Source organism: uncultured Helicobacter sp., from assembly GCF_937906905.1.
Lineage (GTDB): Bacteria > Campylobacterota > Campylobacteria > Campylobacterales > Helicobacteraceae > Helicobacter_B.
Map to the genome: position 1 here is coordinate 117,306 of NZ_CALERY010000002.1, position 22,758 is coordinate 140,063.

General features: G+C 46.9%; 16 protein-coding genes and 1 pseudogene. 3 read left to right on the forward strand and 14 right to left on the reverse strand.

Annotated features, from left to right (window positions below; all coding sequences use genetic code 11):
- Positions 1-115 precede the first annotated feature (115 nt).
- From Q0171_RS00675 to traF (Q0171_RS00685), 3 genes are all read left to right on the forward strand, one after another.
- Positions 116-2,296: a hypothetical protein gene (locus Q0171_RS00675; RefSeq protein WP_299325655.1), complete on the forward strand. Its 2,181-nt coding sequence runs from the start codon at positions 116-118 to the stop codon at positions 2,294-2,296.
- An 87-nt stretch (positions 2,297-2,383) separates the two neighbouring features.
- Positions 2,384-2,800 (forward strand): universal stress protein, encoded by a 417-nt coding sequence (locus tag Q0171_RS00680; RefSeq protein WP_299325656.1) that lies wholly within the window; start codon positions 2,384-2,386, stop codon positions 2,798-2,800.
- Between the two features lie 11 nt (positions 2,801-2,811).
- Entirely contained in the window at positions 2,812-4,455 is a 1,644-nt protein-coding gene (gene traF / locus Q0171_RS00685; RefSeq protein ID WP_299325658.1) for a conjugal transfer protein TraF, read from the forward strand.
- Positions 4,456-4,595: 140 nt separating this feature from the next.
- Here traF (Q0171_RS00685) and Q0171_RS00690 read toward each other — a convergent pair whose 3' ends face one another.
- The 14 genes and pseudogenes from Q0171_RS00690 to yajC form a co-directional block, all read right to left on the reverse strand.
- Complete coding sequence (locus Q0171_RS00690; RefSeq protein ID WP_299325659.1) at positions 4,596-6,782, reverse strand: TonB-dependent receptor; 2,187 nt, start codon at positions 6,780-6,782, stop codon at positions 4,596-4,598.
- A 170-nt stretch (positions 6,783-6,952) separates the two neighbouring features.
- Positions 6,953-8,725 (reverse strand): conjugal transfer protein TraF, encoded by a 1,773-nt coding sequence (gene traF / locus Q0171_RS00695; protein ID WP_299325661.1) that lies wholly within the window; start codon positions 8,723-8,725, stop codon positions 6,953-6,955.
- Positions 8,726-9,123: 398 nt separating this feature from the next.
- Positions 9,124-9,717, reverse strand: a complete 594-nt coding sequence (locus tag Q0171_RS00700; RefSeq protein WP_299325663.1) for a YceI family protein — start codon at positions 9,715-9,717, stop codon at positions 9,124-9,126.
- A gap of 118 nt (positions 9,718-9,835) precedes the next feature.
- Positions 9,836-12,946, reverse strand: a complete 3,111-nt coding sequence (mfd, locus tag Q0171_RS00705; RefSeq protein ID WP_299325665.1) for a transcription-repair coupling factor — start codon at positions 12,944-12,946, stop codon at positions 9,836-9,838.
- Positions 12,924-13,334: a polymer-forming cytoskeletal protein gene (locus Q0171_RS00710; RefSeq protein ID WP_299325666.1), complete on the reverse strand. Its 411-nt coding sequence runs from the start codon at positions 13,332-13,334 to the stop codon at positions 12,924-12,926. Before Q0171_RS00710 ends, mfd begins: the two co-directional genes overlap by 23 nt.
- Positions 13,292-14,179 carry a M23 family metallopeptidase gene (locus Q0171_RS00715; RefSeq protein ID WP_299325667.1) on the reverse strand — a complete coding sequence of 296 codons (888 nt, stop codon included), beginning with the start codon at positions 14,177-14,179 and terminating at the stop codon, positions 13,292-13,294. Before Q0171_RS00715 ends, Q0171_RS00710 begins: the two co-directional genes overlap by 43 nt.
- Complete coding sequence (locus tag Q0171_RS00720; RefSeq protein WP_299325668.1) at positions 14,176-15,111, reverse strand: M23 family metallopeptidase; 936 nt, start codon at positions 15,109-15,111, stop codon at positions 14,176-14,178. The genes Q0171_RS00715 and Q0171_RS00720 overlap by 4 nt, the downstream gene beginning before the upstream one ends.
- Complete coding sequence (locus tag Q0171_RS00725) at positions 15,098-16,393, reverse strand: bifunctional folylpolyglutamate synthase/dihydrofolate synthase (protein WP_299325670.1); 1,296 nt, start codon at positions 16,391-16,393, stop codon at positions 15,098-15,100. The genes Q0171_RS00720 and Q0171_RS00725 overlap by 14 nt, the downstream gene beginning before the upstream one ends.
- Entirely contained in the window at positions 16,390-16,872 is a 483-nt protein-coding gene (lptE, locus tag Q0171_RS00730; protein WP_299325880.1) for an LPS assembly lipoprotein LptE, read from the reverse strand. The genes Q0171_RS00725 and lptE overlap by 4 nt, the downstream gene beginning before the upstream one ends.
- Positions 16,873-16,907: 35 nt before the next feature.
- Positions 16,908-19,397: a leucine--tRNA ligase gene (gene leuS / locus Q0171_RS00735; RefSeq protein WP_299325671.1), complete on the reverse strand. Its 2,490-nt coding sequence runs from the start codon at positions 19,395-19,397 to the stop codon at positions 16,908-16,910.
- Positions 19,398-19,405: 8 nt separating this feature from the next.
- Entirely contained in the window at positions 19,406-19,747 is a 342-nt protein-coding gene (locus Q0171_RS00740) for a DUF6394 family protein (RefSeq protein WP_299325672.1), read from the reverse strand.
- A gap of 27 nt (positions 19,748-19,774) precedes the next feature.
- Positions 19,775-20,746, reverse strand: a complete 972-nt coding sequence (gene secF, locus Q0171_RS00745; protein ID WP_299325673.1) for a protein translocase subunit SecF — start codon at positions 20,744-20,746, stop codon at positions 19,775-19,777.
- A gap of 101 nt (positions 20,747-20,847) precedes the next feature.
- A pseudogene (secD, locus tag Q0171_RS00750) lies at positions 20,848-22,437 on the reverse strand (protein translocase subunit SecD); the annotation flags it as partial.
- Positions 22,438-22,462: 25 nt separating this feature from the next.
- Positions 22,463-22,750 (reverse strand): preprotein translocase subunit YajC, encoded by a 288-nt coding sequence (yajC, locus tag Q0171_RS00755; RefSeq protein WP_299325674.1) that lies wholly within the window; start codon positions 22,748-22,750, stop codon positions 22,463-22,465.
- Positions 22,751-22,758 lie beyond the last annotated feature (8 nt).

Below are 22,758 nucleotides of genomic sequence, written 5' to 3' on the forward strand. Positions count from 1 at the left end.
ATTTGGCTATTTCGAGGCATTTAGCACGATTGGTATAGTATGTATATGCGCGTCTATTAGCTTTGTATTGCTTGCAAAAAATGCTAAAACCCGCAAAAAACACTAAAGAGTCCTCATGCGTAACCTCTCAATATTTGCACTAACCATCTTGCTAGCAAACACGCTAGCCCACGCCGCCCCAAGCCAAGCCCCCCAATGGGCAGAATCTGGAATCTGTCAAGAACACGACTGCGCAGTAGGACAAGCTAGCAAGGAGGAGGGGCAGATGAGTGCGCTCGCCCATGCTTTGCAAAACCTCCGCCTCTCCCTATCGAGCAATGTCCAAGCTGAATACAACGAAAAAACCACAGATGGCAAAAGTAGCGCGGATTCTCGTGTGAAAATCTATGCTGGTATGCACAACATCGGCTATAAGATTCTCGATCGCTATGAAGACAAGAAGCACATCTACATCAAAATCCAATACGACCCCAACAAAAAACTCGCCAACGATGATCCAGCGCCAGAATTCCGCGAGCTAGAAAATCTCGAGAAACTCTGCGATGACACCACGCTTAATGGCTACTATTGCGTGGGGCTTGGCAACAAATACCACAAAGGCGAGCTCGAGCTCGCGCCAAATCCAAAACTCGCGCTCAAATACTACAAAAAGGCTTGCTCACTAGGCACACTTGAAGGCTGCGTGCTAGCAGGTCAAATCATAGAATCTAGCGATTCCCCCAAAGGTGCGCAATGGTATTTCTCCAACGCATGTGAAAATGGCTATGGGCTAGGCTGCTTCAAACAAGCAGGCAACGAGAATCTCGCACGCAAAAAGCTTGAGCTCTACACACGGGGCTGCGCACTAGGAGATGATCGATCTTGTGCGTATCTTGGCGAAGTATATGCGCTAGGTCTGGCAAATCTCCGCGCCAATCCCGCCAAAGCACACGAACTCTATGAGCGAGCAAATGCGCAAAACCCCTATGGTGATGCAGCGGTGCTAGCACTGCTAGATTCTGCCCCCTCACTTGATATTGCCAAAGATGCCACACGCATGGACAAAAAAGCCCTGCGAGATCTGTGCGAGCATAACAATGCCAGAGCTTGTGCATATCTCGGTCAGCTTAGCAATAGCAATGATTTACTGCAAAAATCTGCCATGCTAGATTCTGCGCTGGGCTACTATCTCTTAAGTCTGCGAGAATCCACCCACCAAACGCGCATAGATATGCTTACACACTCTTGTAGGCTTGGGCTTGCGAGTGATTTTACCAAAGGCTGTGAAGCGCTTGGCGATGAGCTGCTCTCAAGCGATAAGCCAGCTGCACAGGGCTACTATCAGGCAAGCTGCGGACATTTGTTCTACGAAAAAAGTGCTTGCCAGAAGCTCTATGATATTGACCCTAAACTTTGCAACAACGAAAGTGTCTGCCTAAGCTTTGGCGCACTAGATAGCACTGATGATCTCGTAGCTGATGTGGCAAGCGCCAGCATAGCAGGTGCTACAAGTGCAGTGGCAGTTTCAAATGCGGTAGATGCGGTGATTGATGGCAAGAGCGGGGTCAATATGCCCGCACCAAAGCCGCGAGATTCTATACCAGAATCTGCTAGCCAAGATTCTCCAGATTCTGCCAATCTTAATCCCATAGCCACAGAATCTACCCCCAAGATGTCTTGGGGCAATCATGTGCCAGGAATATTTCAAGCCAGAGAGCCAAAACATGTGCGGCTCATTGGCGAAATAGCACTTGGTGCGCACTCTATGGACTATCCCCAAATCCGTGATATGCACAAATATCTCGAGCATGATGAGTTTTTCTTCATGGGGAATGCCAAGCTAGGATTAGAGATAAGCACCGCCAAGCCGACATTCTCGCTTTTTGTCGCGCCCTATGTGCAGCTCTCCTATGCCCAGCTCTTTGATGCAGGAGACTTTGCCAGCAAACAAAAGAGCGAAAAAGACGATGATGAAAAAGACGAGGGTAATGTCTCTGCGCTAATGTTTGGTGCTGGGCTGCAAGCAGGCTTCCAGTATAAAATCTGGCACCTGTATGCTATCGCGGATTATGGCGTGAATTTCTCTAGAATCTCAAATGGCGTGAGCGTGCCTTTGCGCGATATGTTTGGCATAGGTGTGGGCACTGGCGTGGAGCTTTCATTCCTGCGCCTTGGTATGCAATATATACATAATTTCTACTCTTACAATACCGGCAGTATCTACCCCAACCGAGGCGGAGCAAATCTCGTGCTAGATTCTGCAAGCGTGCGATCAAGTGGAGGGGTATTTTTATTGACCATAGGCTTTGGATTCTAGCAGCAAGCCAGAATCTAGCGCATTGATTTAGCAACATTAGCTACAATCAAAAGGCATAAAGTCGATTCTATCTTATAAGGAGCGTATATGACAAAACTACTATTTGGCGTGAGCGACACAGAGGAATGTCGAGCTGCGATTAAGACGATCATCAAGCTATTTGGTCACCGCCAGGAAATCGAGCTGACCTTGTTGCATGTTACCCCAGAGGTGCTGGTATATGCCGAGAGTGGCATTGTGGATTATGGGAGTATCGAGAGTATTGAAAATGAAAAGAGCAATGAGATTCTTGATGAGTTTGCCCAGACATTTAAGACTGAGGGGATTACCTGCCAGAAAATCCTGCGCACTGGCAACCCAATTGATGTCGTGCTAGAAATCGCGCAAGAGTATGACCTACTTGTCATCGGTGCGAGCGAATCCTCCATGCTCCATAGGATTTTCAGCTCTCATCAAAACAGCTTCGTAAGCAGCTCACCTATCCCTGTGCTCGTGGCTAAATAGTTACAACCCCCATGCAGCCCCATATCTCACGCCGTATCAAAACACTACCAGCAACGCTGGGGCTACTTGCTTTAGTAGCTAGTTTTAGTGCTGGGCTAGAGTTTGGCGTCATGGGCAATGTTTCAGCCGGTATGGGTGGTGCGGGTGTCGCGCTGAAAAACTCTCCTTTCGCTCTCTACTATAACCCAGCCCTCCTAAGTGCGGAAAATAGCATACGATTTGGCTACTCAGCGGGGTTTGGTATCCGGGAAAAAAATCTCGATAAAATCGCTAATATCGATTTGGAAAATTTTGCCACGAGTGCGGAGAAATTTGCCCAGCTCATTGGTGGCGCGGTAGGTGGGGTTGGTGGGCAGAATGTAGGTGCGTTTGAAAATGTGCTAGATTCTGCGCTAGGCAATGTCGGCGCCACAGGAAACACACTTGAAGAAAAACTTAATAGCTTTCAACAGAAAAATCCAGATCCTAGCCAATGGGGGCAGCTAGTTGAGCAAATTAGACAAGAAACAAACAAAAACCCCAATCTCTCCCAAGAGCAAAAAGATCTCATGGACGCGCTCGCTGGGAGTGTGGATTTTGGGAATCTAGGGATTGATTCAAATGGCAACATCACCAATATCGAGATAAATTTCGGCGGAGATTTGGGGCTAGATAAAGCCATCGCGGATTTCGCCACGCTCCAAGATGCACTTAAAGAAAACGCTCTAAACTTCACCAGCCAAAATGGCGTCGCCCTGCAATTCTCCCCAGCATTTTTGCGCGGGACTTTGGGGACATTTGGCGTGGGACTTTTTACTTCAATCTATGGCTCCACCTCCACGAAAATCAATCCAAACCGCATGGGACTCATCATCGCTTCTGGTAATGACTACTATAAAATCGACACCAGTGGCGGAGGATTCTCGTATAGTAAAACGGACAAAGCCGACTACGAGCAACACTCACTAGAATACGCATTGCAGCAGGGTGATGCGCACTCTATGGTAACTCGGGGATTCTGGCTTACAGAGATTCCTATCGGCTATGCCCATACATTCTATATGCGCAATGTCAATCTTAATTTTGGCATATCTGCACGCTTGCTAAGTGCTAGTAATATGCTGCACGCGATTGCCCTCTCGACCAAAACTGATTTTGTCGCGGAGGGCAAAAACTTCTTAAATGGCAAAAATTTTGAAACAAAAGCTGCAGTCGCCATAGATGTAGGAAGTATGCTTGAGATTGATTTGCCCAATTTCCGCTATTTGACCTTTGGTATCGTGGCAAAGAATGTCAATACCCCCCGTTTCCAATACAGCACAGGAGAAGTGGAGATAAAGCCCCAATACCGCGCTGGATTTGCGTATAATCAAAACAATTTCGTATTTGCCTTTGATGTGGATTTGTGGAAAAACGAAATGCTAAGCGATAGCTTCAATCGCCCATTTAGCCAGATGATTGGTGGCGGAATGAAATTTGACATTAAAGCCATTGATTTGCGTGCTGGGCTTATGAAAGATATGCGTCAAGATGATGGGCTTATCATCACAGGCGGAATCAATATCCTAGGCTTTCTCGATCTTGCCGTGCAAGCTGGCACAGAGATTGGGCAGGCACAGGGCTATCGCTTCCCAAGATATCTCAATATCCGCCTTGGCGGGAATATTTCCTTTTAGATTTTTATAGATTTAACCTTATCTTGGTATATTGCTTTGCTTCAACCCTACTACAGCGCATAATGTGTGTCCTCTTCCATGCACAATGCTTTATCCACAAAATGCCTTTTCCATAGAAAGCTAGATTCTCGCGCGAGAATCTAAAACTGATAGCTTACTTCAAATCGCGCATCAATCCCTGGGTTTGGCATAGCACGACGCACGCTAGAATCTGCAAGCGACTCCATAGCCTCATTTTTAAACGGACTTGTCTGGGCAATATAGAAAGTGTTAAAAATATTATTCACGCTTAGGCGCAGAGCAAGTCGCTTTTCTCCTAAAGGCTCCCAATTTACATACAGATTATGCACACTATATCCACGCTTATCAATCATGCCTGTTTCATCGTTGTAGATATCATAGCCCTTGTATTTCACGCGTTGGGTAAATTGACTAAGCCATGCAAAGCTAAGATGAAATCGCGGAAGCTCATATTGCAGTGAGAGGTTATAAATCACCCCAGATACCGCGCCAAGCTCATAGGTATCCTGGAGCAAATAGCCTTTATATGTAGGGAAACTCTGGGCAAGCGAGCCATAAGCACTAAACCCTTTATACTCCGCGCCAACCCCGCCCTCATAGCCATAAATTGCAATGGGAGAATCCATATTCTGCCGCAAGCCTCCGTGTGTATGGGGTTCATTAGGATTGTGCGCGCCATGATCATGGTCATGGTCGTGCGCGTAGCTATTGATAAAATTTGTCAAATGTGAGTAGTAGGCAGAGAGCCTGGCATGCACGATTTTGCCATGGTAATCAGCATTTAGCTCGATGTTTTGAATGGATTCTGGGCGCAAATGTTTATCCACAAGCACTGCACTCTCACCAAGCAGAGTCGCATCGCCTGGTAATGCCCCTCGCGTGAGATACGCATAGCCTAGCCGAAACGCAAGTGCGCGCAAAGGCATATAGGTGATACTCGCAGCAGGCGAGAAGCCTTGCGTTAGATGATTGGTAGAGTTTTTATCTGTGTAGGAGAAGACATCATAGCGTGTCTGTGCGGCTAAAATCCACTGCGCACTTGGCATATAGCTCGCTTTCACAAAGCCCCCATACACATCTCCGCTCTCTTTGGCGCGATTGATAGAGTCGCGCGGGGCAGCAGAATCTGCGACAAAGATATGCTGATAATTTAGCCCATACGATAAATCCACGCTTGAAAATTCATGGTTTAGCCCCAGGTTGTAGCCAATATTCGTAAAAGCAATGTTTTTAGCGCTCACTTCCTCATGCTCGCCGCCTAGATTCTCGCCCAGAGGCTTGAGATAGAGCGAGCGCTGATTGAAATAGAGATTAGACTTGACTTGTGGAGCGGGAGTGGATTTAGGCGTGTGGGTAAAGCTAAGATTTGCAGTGTGATTATAATTGGTATGGGCAAAAAGTGCGACATTTTTCTCCGCAAGATTCGTCGCAAATGGCGCAGTGGAAGTCTCATTAAGCCCGCTGTATGAAAGGCTTAGGAGATTTTGCTCACCTATGCGCTGATTTAGCTTGAATAGCAGGCTTTTATTATTGTTTGCCGAGCCCTCCACACGCACACCATTCCCGTCAAAAAACCGCAAGATATTGGTTTGATTGACATAGAGTAGCCCATCTGTATGCTTGGTAGCAAAATATCCCACCATATTTGCGCGGTAGCCTTGGTTGCTATATCCACCAAGCCCCACTAATGCGCCATACTTCTGCCCCTCTCGCAAGAAGTCGCGCGCATCTTTTGTCTCTATACTAAGCGATCCCCCAAGAGATAGTGCGCCCATATATGCATCGGGCACGCCTTTTTGCACAGAGATTGACTTTATCATAAACGGATCGATTGTGATATTGCCCTGATGATGAAATAGATTCCCATATTGACTCGCACCATCGATATTCACGCCATAGAGCCTATCTTCTAGCCCACGGATATAAAGCTTCTGGCTCGTCGTGTTCGCCCCGCCCACACTCACGCTAGAATCCAGCGCAAATACATCGCGAAGACTGCTTGCTTGGCGCGTGGAGATGGATTTAGCAGTGATGGTTGTAGCATTTGCGTAGGACTCTTCATGCGGGATTGTCGCATGTGCGGAGACAGGCGAGAGTATATGCTCTGGGAGGGCTTGATTGGTGCTTTCTTGTTTTAAAACTTCATGCAAAGCGTCTTTGCTTAACTCTTGGCTTGGAGTCTCTATCTTCTCCGTGCTTTCTGTCTCATTTGTATTTGGTGGTGGATTTTGGGAAGTTTGACTTGATTGCACAGCCTGACTTGACAAAACTGCACATAAAAGAAGTGGTAAATGATGTAAGCGCATAATTATCCTTTGTATATCTTAATGTTTCAAGCTTGGTTTATCTGCGTATAGGTTGGGATTAAAGCCAAAAAGATTAGATGAAAGAAATTAGCCTAATCTCTCTAGTCTTTGATTCTAGGTTCTTCGAGCCTGCCAGCACAAAAGCACCCAGAATCCACTAGATTTGGCGACTACCAGCTAAAGCCACCGCCCACTTTTAGCAAAAGATAGCTTGGGATTGAGATCCCAGAGACAGCTTGGCTTAGGTGGAGATTGCTCTGCACGGCTATATCTAGGAATCCAAGCAGATTGATCCCACCTGTTAGGATCATACCCTCATCGCTATTATTGCGGAAGTCATACATTGCCCCAAGCCGTAAGTCAAAGTATTTAAGATCAATTAGCACCCCGCCACCTGCTACCTGGGATTTTGGTCGTGCAGCAGAGAGAGTATCGTTAGGCATTAGGTCAATATCTCCTGCAAGCACGATTTTGTCATTAAGCCAGCCATAGCTAAGCCCCGCGCGTAGCTGGGTATTGAGCCTTGTCATCGCACCCGTAGTCGCATCGGTTTTGATTTTTGGCATGTTGAGGTTTTTTGCCACAAATCCTAGGGTAAAATTCTTGGCAAAGCGAGGCGCATACGCCAGCCCTGCATCAATTCCAAATGTATGCGTTTGTGGGATAGAATTGAAGCTTGGGGTAAGATTTTGCGTGATTGTATCAAACGAGCCTTCCTTGCTATACAAATACCCCGTGCCAAAGATATATTTCGCCGCAAGCCCCACCGCAATATCGCCAATTGGTGTTTCAAACAAATGCCCATAGCCAATAGGCACTTCCACCACGCCAACACTCGCCGCGCTGATTTGGTGTTTAGCGTTGGCGCTTAGAATCGAGCTTTTATCAAAATCCCCTGACCCTGCCACGCCTAGCGAGATACTATCGCTACCAACTTCGACCTTATAGTCCTGTCCGCCATTTTGGATAATGATTTGATTGTGTGTTGGGTCCATTCTCACCGCAGCGCTCATATACGCGCTTGGCATGATACCGATACTTATCGTCCCGCGCTTTTTCTTCGAGCCGATATTCATCACCAGCCCATTTTGTGTGCTAAGCGAGAAGTCATTGCGACTCACGATGTCATTTATAGTGGTAAGATCTTTGACAAAGCGATTCAGCGAGGGGTCGTTGCTAAGCGAGAGTGTAAGCCCGCCCATGCTTTGCAAGAGTTTATCAAGGCTCATATCACCCTTTTGCGCAGAGTCTAAAAGCCCGCCGATGTTCTCTGGCGTGAGATTATCGACAAGCCCTTCTAGCAGCCCCAGCGAGCCTGCCTTATCGGGATTCTCCTGCGCGGTTTTATCGATAGAGGCTTGGAGATCTTGCTTGACACTTTCAAAGGCTTCGGGTTTTTTCTTTAGCTCTTCTAAAATCTTATTGGTATCTGCGCTACTATCAATGGTAATGCCATTATTCTTTCCAACTTGTGTTAGATAATCCTTTAAATCATTATCGGTAGCATGTTGCCCATTTGGTTTATTAAGCATATTATCCAGCACATCACCAAAAACCCCCAGATTTTCCGTATCGATAGCCTTGCCATTCGCTGCAGGTGCAGCGCGGAATCCTGTGCCTGCACTTATCGTCGTCGCTCCGCTAAAAAGATCTGCTAGCTTATTTGGCATGCTTTGGAGATTGTCAATATCAATAGAAGCAGCGCGCGTGAGATTAGTCTCTTTATACCCCACGCCAAAGCTATACGCAAAGCCAGATTTTTTATTCATACCTAGTAGGGCTGGGTTGTAGTAGAGCGCCCACTGGGAGCTTTTAAGCGCGACCCCGGCTCCACCAATCCCTGCAGAGATATTGCCCATCTGCCCAAACTCCAGCGCCTGTGCGCTGATACCAAGCAGCATGCTGCTTAGAGTGATGGCTTTTAGTGTTGTGTAGGATCTCATACTCTCTCCTAAAGGATAAAATCGCTGATACCAAGCAATAAGCGAGCCAGAATCTTAGCACGAATTGGATTTTGTATTGATTAAACCTGCTACTAGAATCTAAGCTCTCTCTTGTCTTTCTCGCTCGTGCGCTAGATTCTGCCTTTCCTAACTCTTGTGTCAAACCAGAATCTAGTAATGCAGGATCTGCATTGGATTGCCATGCTTCGCTGGCGGCTCACTCGCGATGACAGAGCCTAAAGAGTTTAGGAGAATCTATCTCCCAAGCCCCATCTCCTGCACCCGCTCACGGAAGTATTTCTAAACTAGAATCATGGCTCTCAAGCGCTGGGCGTATGATACCAGAGCGTATAAGCAAGTCTAGCGTGTAGAATCTCTCGCTAAAAGATGATACGCTGTTATTTCACGGGAGCGGTGAAGCGGATTTCCACCTGACTCCAGCTCATGCCCTCATGCAGCTTTTCACATGCCTTTGCCAACGCTCCAAACGCCTCATCTAGCCCAAAATCCAGCACATCAATCACACCTTTTGCGCTAAGTGTGCCATTTTCAATCACATATTGCATAGGGATTTTTTGCGTCCTGCCATTCATGGAGATAGTGGCAAGCATCGTGCCTAGATTCTCGCCTGCTAGGACATTACGGAAAGTTACTTTAATAAGCTGGCGCCCCTTTTTATCCTGCTTAAACGCAGAAAAAAAGCTCTCTTTCACGCTTTTATCTTTGGCTTCATCGCCTAGATTTACTGCTAATGCGTCCATTGTAGCGCTTGCACCTTCAAGCTGAAGCGCTATGGAATCGCCCTTTTTGAATTTGAAAGCAATATTATTGAATGTGCCATCTACGCCCACCTTTTTGGCGGTTTTAAACGCGGTGAAAGAGGCTTTGGCATTAGTGGTGTCAAGCACCTGTGCGCTAAGGCTTGATCCAAGAAGAAATGCTAAGACTGCAAAAATCGCACCAAATCGTGCGCTTGTGATAGATAGTCGCATGAGAGTCCTTTGTATAAATAAACTAGAATCTAAAATGCACAATGTTAAAGACGGGCTAGATTGTAGCGCAAATTTTTCCTCTTGTGGCAGGTTCTTTGGGAATTTGCAAAATTTGGGATTAGATTTTGGGCTGGATAGATCGCAGGTGAGTAAGCAGGGTTTCTAGCACGCAATCATCATCGCTAGTGGGGGATTTTAGCGAAGTTTTCTGCTCCGCTCCTGTGCTGGATTCTTGGGTGATTTGGATATTTTGCCCAAAGTGTGAGATCGCCTTGACATGCGCACTATTTGCCAGAATCTTAATCACAATAAGCTGGATAAAGTTGCTGCTCATCACATCAAGCTCGCCAAAACGATCGCGGATTTCATTCTCTAATGCGGCTACCTCGGCGATTTGCTTACACAGCGAGAGGCGGCGATAAAGCTCTAAGCGCAAAGTATCGCTCGCAATGAGATCAGGGTTTAGATACGCGCTGATATTTATACGAAGCTCTACACTATTTTCCAGAATCTGGGATTGATTGCTAAGGCTAGAAAGCGCATCTTCTAAGAGCTTTAGATAGAGGCTAAAGCCGATATTTTTGATATGACCACTTTGGGATTCTCCTATGACATTGCCCCCACCGCGGATCTCAAGATCTTGGTAGGCGATACTTGCGCCGCTGCCTAGATAAGAGTTCCGCTCCAAGGCTAGCAGGCGTTTGCGCGCCTCTTGGGTGATAGACTCCATAGACTCGATGAGAAAATAGCAAAACCCCTCTTTATCCCCGCGCCCCACACGCCCGCGCAGCTGGTGGAGATCTGCAAGCCCGAAGCGATCAGCCCCATCGATGATGATAGTGTTTGCATTAGGAAGATGAATCCCAGATTCTATAATCGCTGTGCAAAGCAGAATGTGATACTCTCCACTACCAAAGCCATGCATGATTTCCTCACTCTCTTTGGCTTGGATTTGGGAGTGGAGCATGGCAAGCTTTAGCTTGGGGAAGAGATTTTGGAGGTGGGAGAAGATTCTGGGCATGGAGGCGATGTTGTTATAAATGTAGAATACTTGCCCGCCACGGCGGATCTCGCGGGTGATGATTTCTTTGAGCAGGGTATCGCTTTTGTGCTTAATAAATGTGCGAGAATCTTTGCGTGAGATAGGCGGGGTCTCTAGAGTGCTCATACCTTTGATATGTGAGAGCGCCATATTGAGCGTGCGAGGGATTGGTGTGGCAGACATACTAAGCAAATGGACATTGGCACTTAGAGCTTTTAGCGATTCTTTTTGCTTCACGCCAAATTTATGCTCCTCATCTACGACAATTAACCCCAAATTCGCAAACTCCGCGCCAAAAAGCGCATGCGTGCCGATGACAACATCAAGCTCGCCATTTTTAAGCGCATCAAATGTGGCGCGCCTCTCTCTAGCGCTAAGATAGCGGTCGCATTTGCCAACTCGCAAACCAAATGGCGAGAGACGCGCTAACGCAGTAGCAAAATGCTGTGCGCTAAGAAGTGTGGTGGGGACAATGAGCGCGCACTGATAGCCGCTCTTGCATACGGCAAATATCGCATTCATCGCTACTTCTGTCTTCCCAAACCCCACATCACCACTTAGTAGTCTATCCATGACTCTACCGCTAGCTAAGTCTTTATAGATAGATTCTATCGCGTATGCCTGATCTCTAGTGAGTGCAAACCCCGCAGCATGCCTGAAAACTTCAAGCTCCGGGCTCTCCACATCGATAATCTGTCCTTGCAGGAGATTGCGTTTAGCAGCGAGCTTGATAATAGAATCTGCAATGGCAAAGAGCTTCTCGCGCGCTTTTGCCTTGAGCCTGGCGAAGCTTCCCTTGCCCAAGCGATCAATGACGGGGATCGAGCTGGCAATATAGCGGTCGATCATGTGGAGATTTTCCACAGGGAGCAAAAGCTTGTCCTCGCCAAAATACTGGATATGGATAAAATCGCGTGTGATACCTAAAATCGTGCTTTGCACGATACCTTTAAAAATCCCTATCCCATACTCGTTATGCACGACATACTCACCGATATTAAGCTCATTTAGTGCAAATTTTGGTCGTTTGGCGCGCGAAGTAGCAGCAGATTTGGGGCTAGATTCTAGGCTTAGGATTAGTTCATCGCCCACGAGCATATGCACGATAGCTTTAGACTCGATAATATGTGCTCTCTGGGTAAGCTCGATAGGGAGTGCAGCAAGCTCTGTGGAAGATCGCACCACTAGGGTGATGCGCTTGCTAGTGTGGTGCTCGAGTAGAGTATGTAGCCTATCGAGACTGAAGCTTATGTCCTGGCAGGCTTGGCTACACGAGATGGGCTGGGGGATTTGGCTCGCGTGAGATGTCAGGGTGTTTGACTCATCACTATTTGGCTTATCGAGGATTGGCAAGGTATCCCAGATTGGCGCGCAGATCGTAGAGTCTATGGGGCTAGATTCTGCATTAAAATCCGTAGAAATAGCTTGGATCTCCTTGAGCTCATACAGCGCAGCAGTGGTTAGTATGCTTGGGTAGTGTGCTGGTAGTAGCAGGCGCTCTTGTAGATACCAAAGCCCGATAGACTGGATATCCTTACTCATGACATCAAGCTCACTAGATTCTAACTCCTCACAGAGTGCTTCATACTCGCCAGAATCTAGGCTAAAAAGTGCTGGTGGGATTATAAGCGTAGGCGCGGCATCTTTGCTTTTGAGCTGGGAATCTAGGCTAAAGCTATGAATCTCTTCACACTCATCACTAAAAAAGCTAATACGATAGGGCTTACTAAGTGGCGGGTAAATATCAATAATATCACCACGGAAACTGACCTCGCCCTCCATCTCCACCATCTCCACACTCTCATACCCCCAGCGTAGAATCTGGTCTTTGAGTGCTTGGAGATCATAGGTGCGGGCGGATTCTAGGGTAAGACTCTGGCAATGCTTAGGGGCTGGAAGTGGGTGGAGAATCGAAGCGATAGGGGCTATAAGCAGGGTATTATCATCGGCATAAAACTCGCGCAGATACCCGAGATTCTCGACAAACTCCACAAAAAAACTGCGCACATCATCACCATGGCTAAGTCGCATCTCCCTGCATACAATAGGTCGCAGGCGCGAGCGCGCGCAGTCATAGGCATAAAGCGCACTATGATAAGCGCTAAGAGCCTCCTCATAGTCCTTGCAGAGCAGAATCCTGTAAGGAAATCCTGCGGATAATTGCTTATAGAGGCTTGCTTGGAGCATTTTTCTGTGCTGGGGCTCCTGATTGACCTTTGAGTTTGCTCTCTCCTATGAATACACCCTTTTTCTCTATGACAAGCTCTGTGGAAGTGATAACCCCTTCAAATCGCCCAAGCGAAGCGATCTCTACACTATCGCTCTCTGTGGCACCCTTAAGCTTGCCGCTGACGATGAGTTTATTGGCATAGACTTCGCCATTGACAAAGCCGCTTTTACCAATCATCACGGTATTTTTGGAGCGGATACTACCCTCAAACTCGCCATCAATATGCAGGTGGCAGTCAGTGTTAATTTCACCTTTGATTTTCGTCCCTTGTGCGATGATTGTCGCTGCACCAAGCTTCTGTCCTAGTCCATTAGGTTGTTTATCGTCGCTAGTAAAGATTGCCATGCAATACTCCTTTCTTTTGTAAAGATTGAATCGAAATTCTTCATATCCCACCGCGCGAAATTCATGGGATCAATAGGCTTTTCAAGGAAGCGCACCTCGTAGTGGAGATGAGGACCTGTGCTAACGCCAGAATTCCCAGTGCGTGCGATGAGCTGTCCTTTTTTCACAAATGAACCAGCTTTGATGAGAACTTCATTTAAGTGCGCGTAGTAGGTTTTAAATCCAAAGGAATGCGTGATTTTCACCAGCTTCCCATAGCCTCCATTCCAGCCAGAATCCGCCCAATCCACCACACCATCAGCTGTGGCAAACACCGAAGTCCCAAGGCGCGCACCAAAATCTGTCCCTGTATGCTGGCGCACGACTTTTAGCACTGGGTGCAGACGCGTGCCATAAGGATCTGTGATACTTGAAAAGCTCTCCAGCGGATAACCATTTGGAATAAACTTCATAAAAAATGCTTTCTGCGCGCCTGTAATACTAGCAATATCCACACGATCGACTAGATTCTCGTTTGGGACATTATTCACACCCACCACACCTTCAAGTGTATCGATTTTATCGCTGGCGATAGAGATTTCTTGCAAGCGCTGATTGACTTCGTCATTAAGCATAGCATTACTAAGCAGCATGGTCTCATTACGCTCTTCAATGAGCGAAGTTTTGGTATTGATATCACTAATTTCGGAGCGAAAAACACCAATAGCAATGATGATAAAAAAAATAAGGCTTAAAAAAAACAGCGCGACATAGAGCGTAATCTGGCGAAAAATCATGCTGACATTGATGTATTTGCTCCCATCTTTGTGGGTAATCATCAAAACAAGCCGCTGATCAAAAATCATAGAGATTCTTTCTTAAGTTTCTCGCTTGAGCTTACTCGTAGAGTTTGGAGTTTGGCAATGTCTTCAATCGCCCAAACAAGATTTTTCCAATCGATTCCATCTTCTTTCTGGAAGATGATGTCAAAATTATTCAGGCTCCAATTTGCATAGATAGCGGGATTAAGCGGGCTGCCTAGGAAGCTCACCTCATAGTAGAGACGCTCGCCATCAGATCGCCCACTGCTACCACTATACCCGATGATCTGCCCTTTTTGGACGAAATCACCCTTTTTGATAGCAATCGTATCAAGATGACCATATACTGAAGAGAATCCAAAAGAGTGCGTGATTTTAATCACATTCCCAAGTCCAGTTTTGCCATTTTCCTGCACAAGCACAACAACCCCATCAGCAGTGGCGTAGATCGGCGTGCTTTTAGGCGCAATATAGTCCATACCGCTCTCTACACCTTTCACACCTCGCAGTGGATGTAGGCGCTCTTGGGTGAGACTTTGGCTTGTAAAGTCTTTTATAGGGTTGCCATTTGGGATTAGGCTAAGGAGAAGGAGTTTATGAGTATTGCTGATGTTTTGCAAATCTATTTTAGTGAGTTGGGGCTGCTGGGTAATATTGCGCTTGATACTTACGATATCTTCGAGTTTGGTAATCTTAGAATTCACAACCTGGAGCTCATCGGTTTTCTCTTGAATGGCGTTCTTGAGCAAGGCGTTTTTTTGGTAGATTGAGTGGTATTGCGCGATTGCATCACTTTTTTGCTTGGCGATGTTGTTTATTTGGTGCATGAGAAAATACATAACCAAAAAGCTCACCGCAAAAAGCCCTATCACAGCAAGCGTGCCCAGGGTGATGAGTTTTTTGATATTTCTAGGTAGTGAGAATTGCCTCGAGCCCTTCTCATCAACAATAGAAACCACTAATCTATCTTCTCGCATTCCACATCTCCAAAAAAGCTTCTACTACACTAAAAGATCCAAACACCACATACACTACATTATCTTCTGGCTCATCTTGCATTTGCCTAAATAGCGTGGGAGAAAACTCCTCATGCCTAATCCCAAGCTCCGCACAAATGCCTATCAAATCTAGCTCTGGTATGGCTCTGGTATGGCTAATAGGCATGATGAAAAGCCGATTGATCACAGGCTTAAAAATCCCCAAAATCTCGCGCACATCTTTTTGAGAAAAGCTATTATACACAAGATTCACGCGTTTTTGACTAACAATTTCCACCACAGCCCGCGCGCACTCGGGATTATGCCCCACATCGAGCAGAATGTTTGGCGCGAGATTCTGCGCTCTGCCAGCTAGATCAAATGGCAAAACAGCACAAAACTGCGGTGGATTTGGCGCGCTTATGGATTCTAGCACTTTGTGTGCCACAATGAGATTTTCACGCAAAAATGGCGCAAAATCTTTGGCGTATGTGTGCAGGCTCGGGTTATTCGCATACGCAGAATCTATCTCCTCTTGTGTGATGAGGCTTAGCTTTGCTCCGCGCTGCTTGGCAATTTCTTGTGCGATAGATTCTACTACCTTGTAGCGCTGGGGTGCGAGAAATGCCCGCCTCCCCATAGCGCGAAGCTTAGTGGCAGCGATAGATTCTATATCATCGCCTAGTAGCTCGGTGTGATCATAGGAGATTGGCGTAAAGATGCTCGCTTCTGCCATGTCTTTTATCACGCTAGTGGAGTCAAACTCCCCGCCAAGCCCTGCTTCACAAATGAAATACTCACAATCCTGTGCCAGCACAAGGGCGAGCAGGGTGGTGTATTCAAAATAGCTTGATGACTCTAAGGCATTGTGCAGGCTCTTGTATGTAGCTTCGTGTGGAGGTGGATTCTGGGATATGAGATTTTGTAAAAACTCATGCGCCTTCTCTAAATCCATATCACTGGCATGCGCGCCATTTATGTAAAATCGCTCGTTGAAGCCAAACAAATGTGGCGAACTAAAATGCAGCACGCTATGCCCCTGTGCTAAGAGTCCCAATGTGATAAATCGCCCCGTGCTACCTTTGCCATTGGTGCCTAGGATATGGATAATATGTGGTGAGAATCGAAGAAAAGGCTGCACAAGCGCAAAAATACTTGGCATGCGCGCAGGGTCAAATGGCGCGTATTCTACGCCTTTGCGCTCCAGATAGGCATAAAGATTTTGCAGTGGATTCTGGGATATAGATTCTAGCTTGCTAGAATCTAGCTGATTTGGGCTCACTTCTGCCCTTCAAACGAAATTTGTGCGACAAACTGATCTACGGTTTGTGTGAAAGCCTGATTTATCGCATAGTAGCGATTGTTGTAAGTGGTGAGTGGGTTATCAAGTGAGACATTGTAGTCATAATAGCCCATAGCGTTAAAGCTTCGATGTGTGCCCTTTTTGTTGTCATAGGTGTATGTAACATAGGCATTGACTCGGTAATAGGTCGTAAAGGCGCTGGAGCTAATCGCCGAGGTAGTATCTGCAATTTTATCAATTTGAACTATGATGATACTATCAGCCTCTTCCTTGCTTGCCACGCGTGTTTGAAAGCGTGCGATGATGATTTTATTCATCAAATCCTTAAGCTCAACAGAGTTTTCGGGGTTTGGGAGATTGACTTTGAGCTCGACAAATACGCTCTCCCCCAATGCCTTTTGTGCATACACAGCTGATGGCACATATCCACAGCCTGCAAACAGCAAGCCCAACACCATAGCGCCAAACCATAGCGCCAAACCCCGTGCGCCCACTAGCCCACCACAAAATTCACAAGCTTGTCTGGCACGAAAATCTCTTTTTTGATCGTAACATCTGCGAGCCATTTTTGCGCAGCGAGCTTTGCCTGGGCGATAATCTCATCTTTCCCCATAGTGCTTGGAAGTGCGATTTCTGCGCGTTTCTTGCCATTTATGGTGATCGCATAGGTTTTCTCGCTATCTGCAAGCGCACTAGAATCTAGCGCGATCTCTCGTAGGTTTTCTAGTGCAAAAAGCTCCTCACTAAGCTCCCAGCACACATGTGGGATAATAGGCTCAAGGATTGAAAGCAGGATATAATACCCCTCTGTCCAGATATCAGCATTGATTTTGATTCTATCACTATTTCCATCACTATCCCTACTCCCTTTCTCTTCACTTTCAAGCGCATGCAGCGCATTAAACGCCTCCATACACGCCGCAATAAGTGTGTTGAAATTATAATTATTCTGCCGCTTGGTGAATACTTCTTGGCTTTTTTGTAGGGCTTCATAGATTTTCTTGCGTGCAGTTTTTTGCACAGAATCCAGCATGTTTGTGTCGATTGCCGGAATCTCTTTGCTCGCATAGGCATTCTGCGCGCGCTCATAGAGACGACGGATAAAGCGATTTGCCCCCTCAACCCCATTGTCGTTCCACTCTAGTTCTTTAATAGGTGGTGCAGCAAACAGCATAAATAACCGCGCCGTATCTGCGCCATAAGCATGGAGAATATCACTTGGGTTTATGACATTGCCCTTGGATTTTGCCATTTTAGCGCCATCTTTTAGCACCATACCTTGCGTAAGCAGGTGGGCAAATGGCTCATTAAAGCCATGATACCCCAAATCGCGAAGAACTTTGGTAAAAAACCGCGCATACAGCAGGTGCAAAATCGCATGCTCAATCCCACCAATATACTCATCTACTTGCAACCAGTAGCCCACATCACTAGAATCTAGCGCGCATTTCTCCCATTTCGTGCTGTTTGTAGCATAGCGCAAGAAATACCAGCTTGATTCCATAAATGTATCCATAGTATCGCTCTCGCGTCTGGCTGGCTTGCCACATTTGGGGCAGAGAGCTTTTGTAAATGTCGGGTGCTTCTCTAGTGGATTCCCCTCGCCTGTGATGCTTACATCTTCTGGCAGTGTGATGGGGAGATTCTCCAATCTCTCTGGCAGCGCACCACAATCCTCGCAATGCACGATAGGGATAGGCGCACCCCAATAGCGCTGCCTAGACACCCCCCAATCTCGCAGGCGATAATTCACCACCCCCTCACCAAGCCCATGAGATTCACAATGCTTAATAATCGCCTCGCGTGCGTAATCACCACTAAGCCCATGAAATGCACCAGAATCTAGCACAGCACCCTCACTCGTGCAGGGCAGCGGCTCGCTTGATTCTAGGGCTTGCTTGATAGGCAGATGATAAAGACTAGCAAACTCAAAATCCCTCTCATCATGCGCTGGCACACTCATCACCGCACCCGAGCCATAATCCATGAGCACAAAATTTGCCACCCAGACAGGTAGCAGCTCGTTTGTAAGTGGGTGAAGCACTTGCACGCCAAGATCTACGCCCTGCTTTGGCGCAGTGGCTCGCTCGCGTGCTCCGGTATTTTGCATAGCTGTGATGGATTCTTGGTGCTCTCTTGAAAGGCTATCAAATAGCGCTTTGACTAGTGGGTGCTCTGGGGCGACTGCACAATATGTTACGCCAAATATCGTATCTGCACGCGTGGTAAAAATCTCTAGCGACCCTATCCCGCTACGCTTGGCTGCACTAGATTCTAGGGGAAATCTACACTGCAATCCATGCGACTTGCCAATCCAATTTCTCTGCATAACAAGCACTTGGGGCGACCATTTCCCCTCCAAGCTTGCCAGATCCGCAAGCAGCTCATCGGCGTAATGCGTGATTTTGATGTAGTATTGCTCCATTTCTTTTTGCACAACTTGCGTATCACAGCGCCAGCACTTCCCATCAATGACTTGTTCATTTGCCAGCACGGTTTGGTCATTAGGGCACCAATTTAGCAGAGCCTTTTTGCGATAAATCAGCCCCTTTTCCCACATTTCTATGAAAAATTTCTGCTCCCATTTGGTATAGGTAGGATCGCAAGTAGCCAAATCTTGCCCACGCGAGAAAGAAAGCCCAAGCGTAGCAAATTCTTTGCGCATAGCCTCCATGTTGGCATAGGTCCAAGACTTTGGGTGAGTGTTGTGCTTGATAGCAGCATTTTCCGCGGGCATACCAAAAGCATCAAAGCCAATAGGATGCAAAACATTGAAACTACGCATGCGATAGTAGCGAGCCAGCGCATCGCCTATGCAGTAGTTGCGCACATGTCCCATGTGGATCGCACCACTTGGGTAAGGAAACATACTTAAGATGTATTTTTTAGGCTTGGGAGAATCCCACTCTGGCTCAAATACCCCCTCACGCTCCCAGCGCTCTTGCCATTTTTTCTCTATGGTTTTTGGGTTATAGCTGCGCATGGGCTATCCTAGAAATCTGCATCTTGTTTTTGTGCGCTCTCGATGAGAATCAAAATCAGCGAGAAAATATTCGCCATCATCGCGCCTAACACGAATACATAGGCAAGCTTTTCATTGTGAAAAACCTGCAATACACCAAAGGCTGGCAACAGGTGGAGATCAGCGACAATGGAGCTGGCAAATAGCTCGGAGGACAGCCTTTTGCGCACGCCAATTTTTAGCGTAGTGGCGATGAGATTAAGTGCGATAGCAACAAAGAGTATCGTGATATCTGGCGCATACAAAAACCCAGCCGTGGAAGTCGCGCTACTAAGTGTGAAAAATATGAAAATAACCTTACCCCAATCCATACCGACTCCTTAGATTCTAGATTCTGCCTATACGCGTCCGCCCTCATACTGCTGGCGTAGCTTGGCTCGCTCTTGGGCGCGCTTTTGCTTAAGGGATTCTTTTTTATGATAAGCCTCGATATTAAAGCCCAGCATAATCGCAAGCCTAGGAGCAAGAAACATCGAGCTATATGTCCCCACAATCACACCCACAAGCATTGGCAGCGAGAATCCAACAATAATCGCCCCACCAAAGAGATAGAGTGTAAGCACAACAAAAAATACCGTGAGTGATGTAAGCAATGTGCGTGAGAGTGTGTGTGAAATAGCTTCATTGATAACCAAGCGAATATCATTTGTTTTGTCGCTTAGCATGCGCTCGCGGATTCTATCAAATATAATAATCGTGTCGTTAATCGAGTAGCCAATGAGCGTAAGCAGCGCAGCGACGACTTCAAGATTTAAGTCAATCTCAAAAATTATCACACTTGCAGCAGTAATGATGACATCATGGATAAGTGCCAAAATCCCCGCTAGCGCGAAACGCCATTCATAGCGGAAGCTCACATATACCATCATCGAGATAAACGCTAGCAGCAAAGAGATCATGCCCTTTTCTTTAAGCTCATTTCCAACCTTTGCACCCACAGAATCTAGCTTGCGGATCTCAAATGTCCCACTTGGTGCAAGAGTAGATTCTAGAAGTGGGGCAAGATTTTTGCCCTCCAGTGCTGGGGTATTTGGGATTTTGATAAGCAGCTCTTGGACAGAGTCAAACTCACTCACCTGCACACCCTTGAACATCGGTTCAGCCTCTAGCAGAGCGCGCACTTGCTCAATCGGCGCTGCTTGCTCATAGCGCACCTGCGCGCTATTCCCCCCGGCAAAATCTATCCCAGGGGTAAATCCTGGCTTGACATACAAAACTAGTGAGCCCACCACCAGTGCTGCACTAAGCCACAAGCCATAGCCAGAGTATTTGACAAAATCAATAATCCTAATACGCTTAAAAATTTCCATTATAGGCTGTCCTTTGTGGATTTTGGCATGCTTTTTGGCTTGGCGGCATTTGGTGTGGCTTGGGCAGCAGCGTGGCTTGGCGCAGGCTTTGGCACTCTAGCGATACCAAACCACAGCTTCATGCGCTTTGTCTTGCTTAGTATGGGGAGTAGAGCTTGGTAGATCCCATGTGTGCCAATGATTGCTGTAATAATCGAAGCCAAAATCCCAATCCCAGTAGTGAGCGCAAAGCCTTTGATCGCGCCTGTGCCATAGGCATAGAGCAAAAATGAAGCGATGAGCGAAGTGATATTGGAGTCAAAAATCGCGCGTGAGGCATTGATATAGCCCACTTCTATGGCACGCGCGATGGATTCTCCTGCGCGCAGGGCTTCACGGATTCTTTCATTGATAATGATATTTGCATCTACGGCAATCCCCACCGTAAGCACAATCCCTGCCATACCCGGTAGCGTGAGTGTCGCGCCAAATATCGCCATAACCGCAATAATGAGCAATAGATTGACAATAAGCGCGACTGAAGCGATGACGCCTGCGAGTGAGTAGTAGAAAATCATAAAGCCCACCACAAGCACAAATCCACTAACAAGCGCAATGAGCGAGGCTTGAATACTATCAGATCCTAGGCTTGGACCCACGCTACGCTTCTCTAGGACAGAGAGAGGTGCAGGAAGCGCGCCACTTCGAAGCGTAATGGCAAGATCCGTAGCCTCCTCTTCGGTGAAATCCCCGCTAATCTGCCCGCTTGATGAGATTCTCGCTCGTATAGCTGGAGCGGAGTAGATTTTACTATCAAGCACAATTGCCATGCGCTTGCCAATGTTTGCACCAGAGAAATCCCCAAATCGCTTCGCTCCTTGCGAATTTAGCTCAAACGCCACGACAGGGCGCTGATTCTCATCATACGCTACGCGCGCATCGCTTACCATAGAGCCATCAAGGATAGCGGTGGCTTTTAGCAGGAGTTTTGGCACTGGCTGACCATTTTTTATAGCGATTTGTGCTTCTTTGGTGGATTCTGCAAAGGGTAAAATCACATCATTAAAACTTTGAGCTTCAAAATCACTCATACTCATCACCCGCCCCGTGCGATCCTCATCGACTGCCATCATTTGAAGAAACGCGGCTTTAGAAATAAGATCACGCACACGCTGCTCTTGGTGAGTGTTTTTAATACCAGGCAGCTCGACTAGGATATTTTCTCTGCCTTGCTGCGTTACACTAGGCTCACCAAGCCCAAATTCATTCAGTCGATTGCGGATTGTGGTGATAGCTTGGGCAATGGCTTGCTTGCGCACTTCGTCTTGCTCTTGAGGCGTGAGCGCGATGAGATAATGCAGCCCGCGTGTCTCGTATTTGATCCCACGCATACTATCAAGCATTTTTTCCAGCGCACCGACCTCATCAGCATCAATTAAATCAAACTGCACGCCCATCTCTTGCGCAGTAGCAGGAGAGAGGAGAATCTGCTTTTGCGCACTCTCGTATTCTATGGCAGAAGCGATCGCGCTATAGCGTGCAGCAATCGCCGCATCTGTGTCAATGCCTAATAACAGCTGCAAACCACCTTGAAGATCGAGTCCTAGTGTGATTTTATACCCTCTGGTGTCAAAAAAGCTTGGTGCGCAAAACACCAGACCAAAGCAAAGTGCGGCGAGAAAGACAAGGAGTCTAGGCTGAAAAATCTTCATCTACTTTTGTTGCTTTTGTGTTTATTTATTGCGCTTGAGTGCCATCATCGAGCTTATACGCGACAAAATCTTTAGAGAGCTTGGCATTGCTCTCATCGCTTAGTCGCACGCTAAAAAAAATCCCCTCTACTTTGATGATCTCACAGATAAGCCCACCAGAGGAGACGACTTTATCGCCTTTTTTAAGTGCGGCGAGCATTTCTTTATGGCGTTTAGCCTGCACGCGCTGAGGACGAATGAGAAAAAAGTAAAACACCGCAAACAGCACGATAAGTGGCAAAAGCGAGACAAATAGTTCATTTGCTTGACCCATAATCACTC

Excerpts from the sequence above, each read along its gene's own strand:
- lptE (WP_299325880.1), bottom strand. The coding sequence starts at position 16,872 with ATGGTGTTGGGCTTGCTGTTTGCAGGCTGTGGATATGTGCCATCAGCT.
- yajC (WP_299325674.1), bottom strand. The coding sequence starts at position 22,750 with ATGGGTCAAGCAAATGAACTATTTGTCTCGCTTTTGCCACTTATCGTG.
- Q0171_RS00715 (WP_299325667.1), bottom strand. The coding sequence starts at position 14,179 with ATGATTTTTGATCAGCGGCTTGTTTTGATGATTACCCACAAAGATGGG.
- leuS (WP_299325671.1), bottom strand. The coding sequence starts at position 19,397 with ATGCGCAGCTATAACCCAAAAACCATAGAGAAAAAATGGCAAGAGCGC.
- secF (WP_299325673.1), bottom strand. The coding sequence starts at position 20,746 with ATGGAAATTTTTAAGCGTATTAGGATTATTGATTTTGTCAAATACTCT.
- Q0171_RS00675 (WP_299325655.1), top strand. The coding sequence starts at position 116 with ATGCGTAACCTCTCAATATTTGCACTAACCATCTTGCTAGCAAACACG.
- traF (WP_299325658.1), top strand. The coding sequence starts at position 2,812 with ATGCAGCCCCATATCTCACGCCGTATCAAAACACTACCAGCAACGCTG.
- Q0171_RS00720 (WP_299325668.1), bottom strand. The coding sequence starts at position 15,111 with ATGCGAGAAGATAGATTAGTGGTTTCTATTGTTGATGAGAAGGGCTCG.
- Q0171_RS00700 (WP_299325663.1), bottom strand. The coding sequence starts at position 9,717 with ATGCGACTATCTATCACAAGCGCACGATTTGGTGCGATTTTTGCAGTC.
- traF (WP_299325661.1), bottom strand. The coding sequence starts at position 8,725 with ATGAGATCCTACACAACACTAAAAGCCATCACTCTAAGCAGCATGCTG.
- Q0171_RS00740 (WP_299325672.1), bottom strand. The coding sequence starts at position 19,747 with ATGGATTGGGGTAAGGTTATTTTCATATTTTTCACACTTAGTAGCGCG.
- mfd (WP_299325665.1), bottom strand. The coding sequence starts at position 12,946 with ATGCTCCAAGCAAGCCTCTATAAGCAATTATCCGCAGGATTTCCTTAC.
- Q0171_RS00680 (WP_299325656.1), top strand. The coding sequence starts at position 2,384 with ATGACAAAACTACTATTTGGCGTGAGCGACACAGAGGAATGTCGAGCT.
- Q0171_RS00710 (WP_299325666.1), bottom strand. The coding sequence starts at position 13,334 with ATGGCAATCTTTACTAGCGACGATAAACAACCTAATGGACTAGGACAG.
- Q0171_RS00690 (WP_299325659.1), bottom strand. The coding sequence starts at position 6,782 with ATGCGCTTACATCATTTACCACTTCTTTTATGTGCAGTTTTGTCAAGT.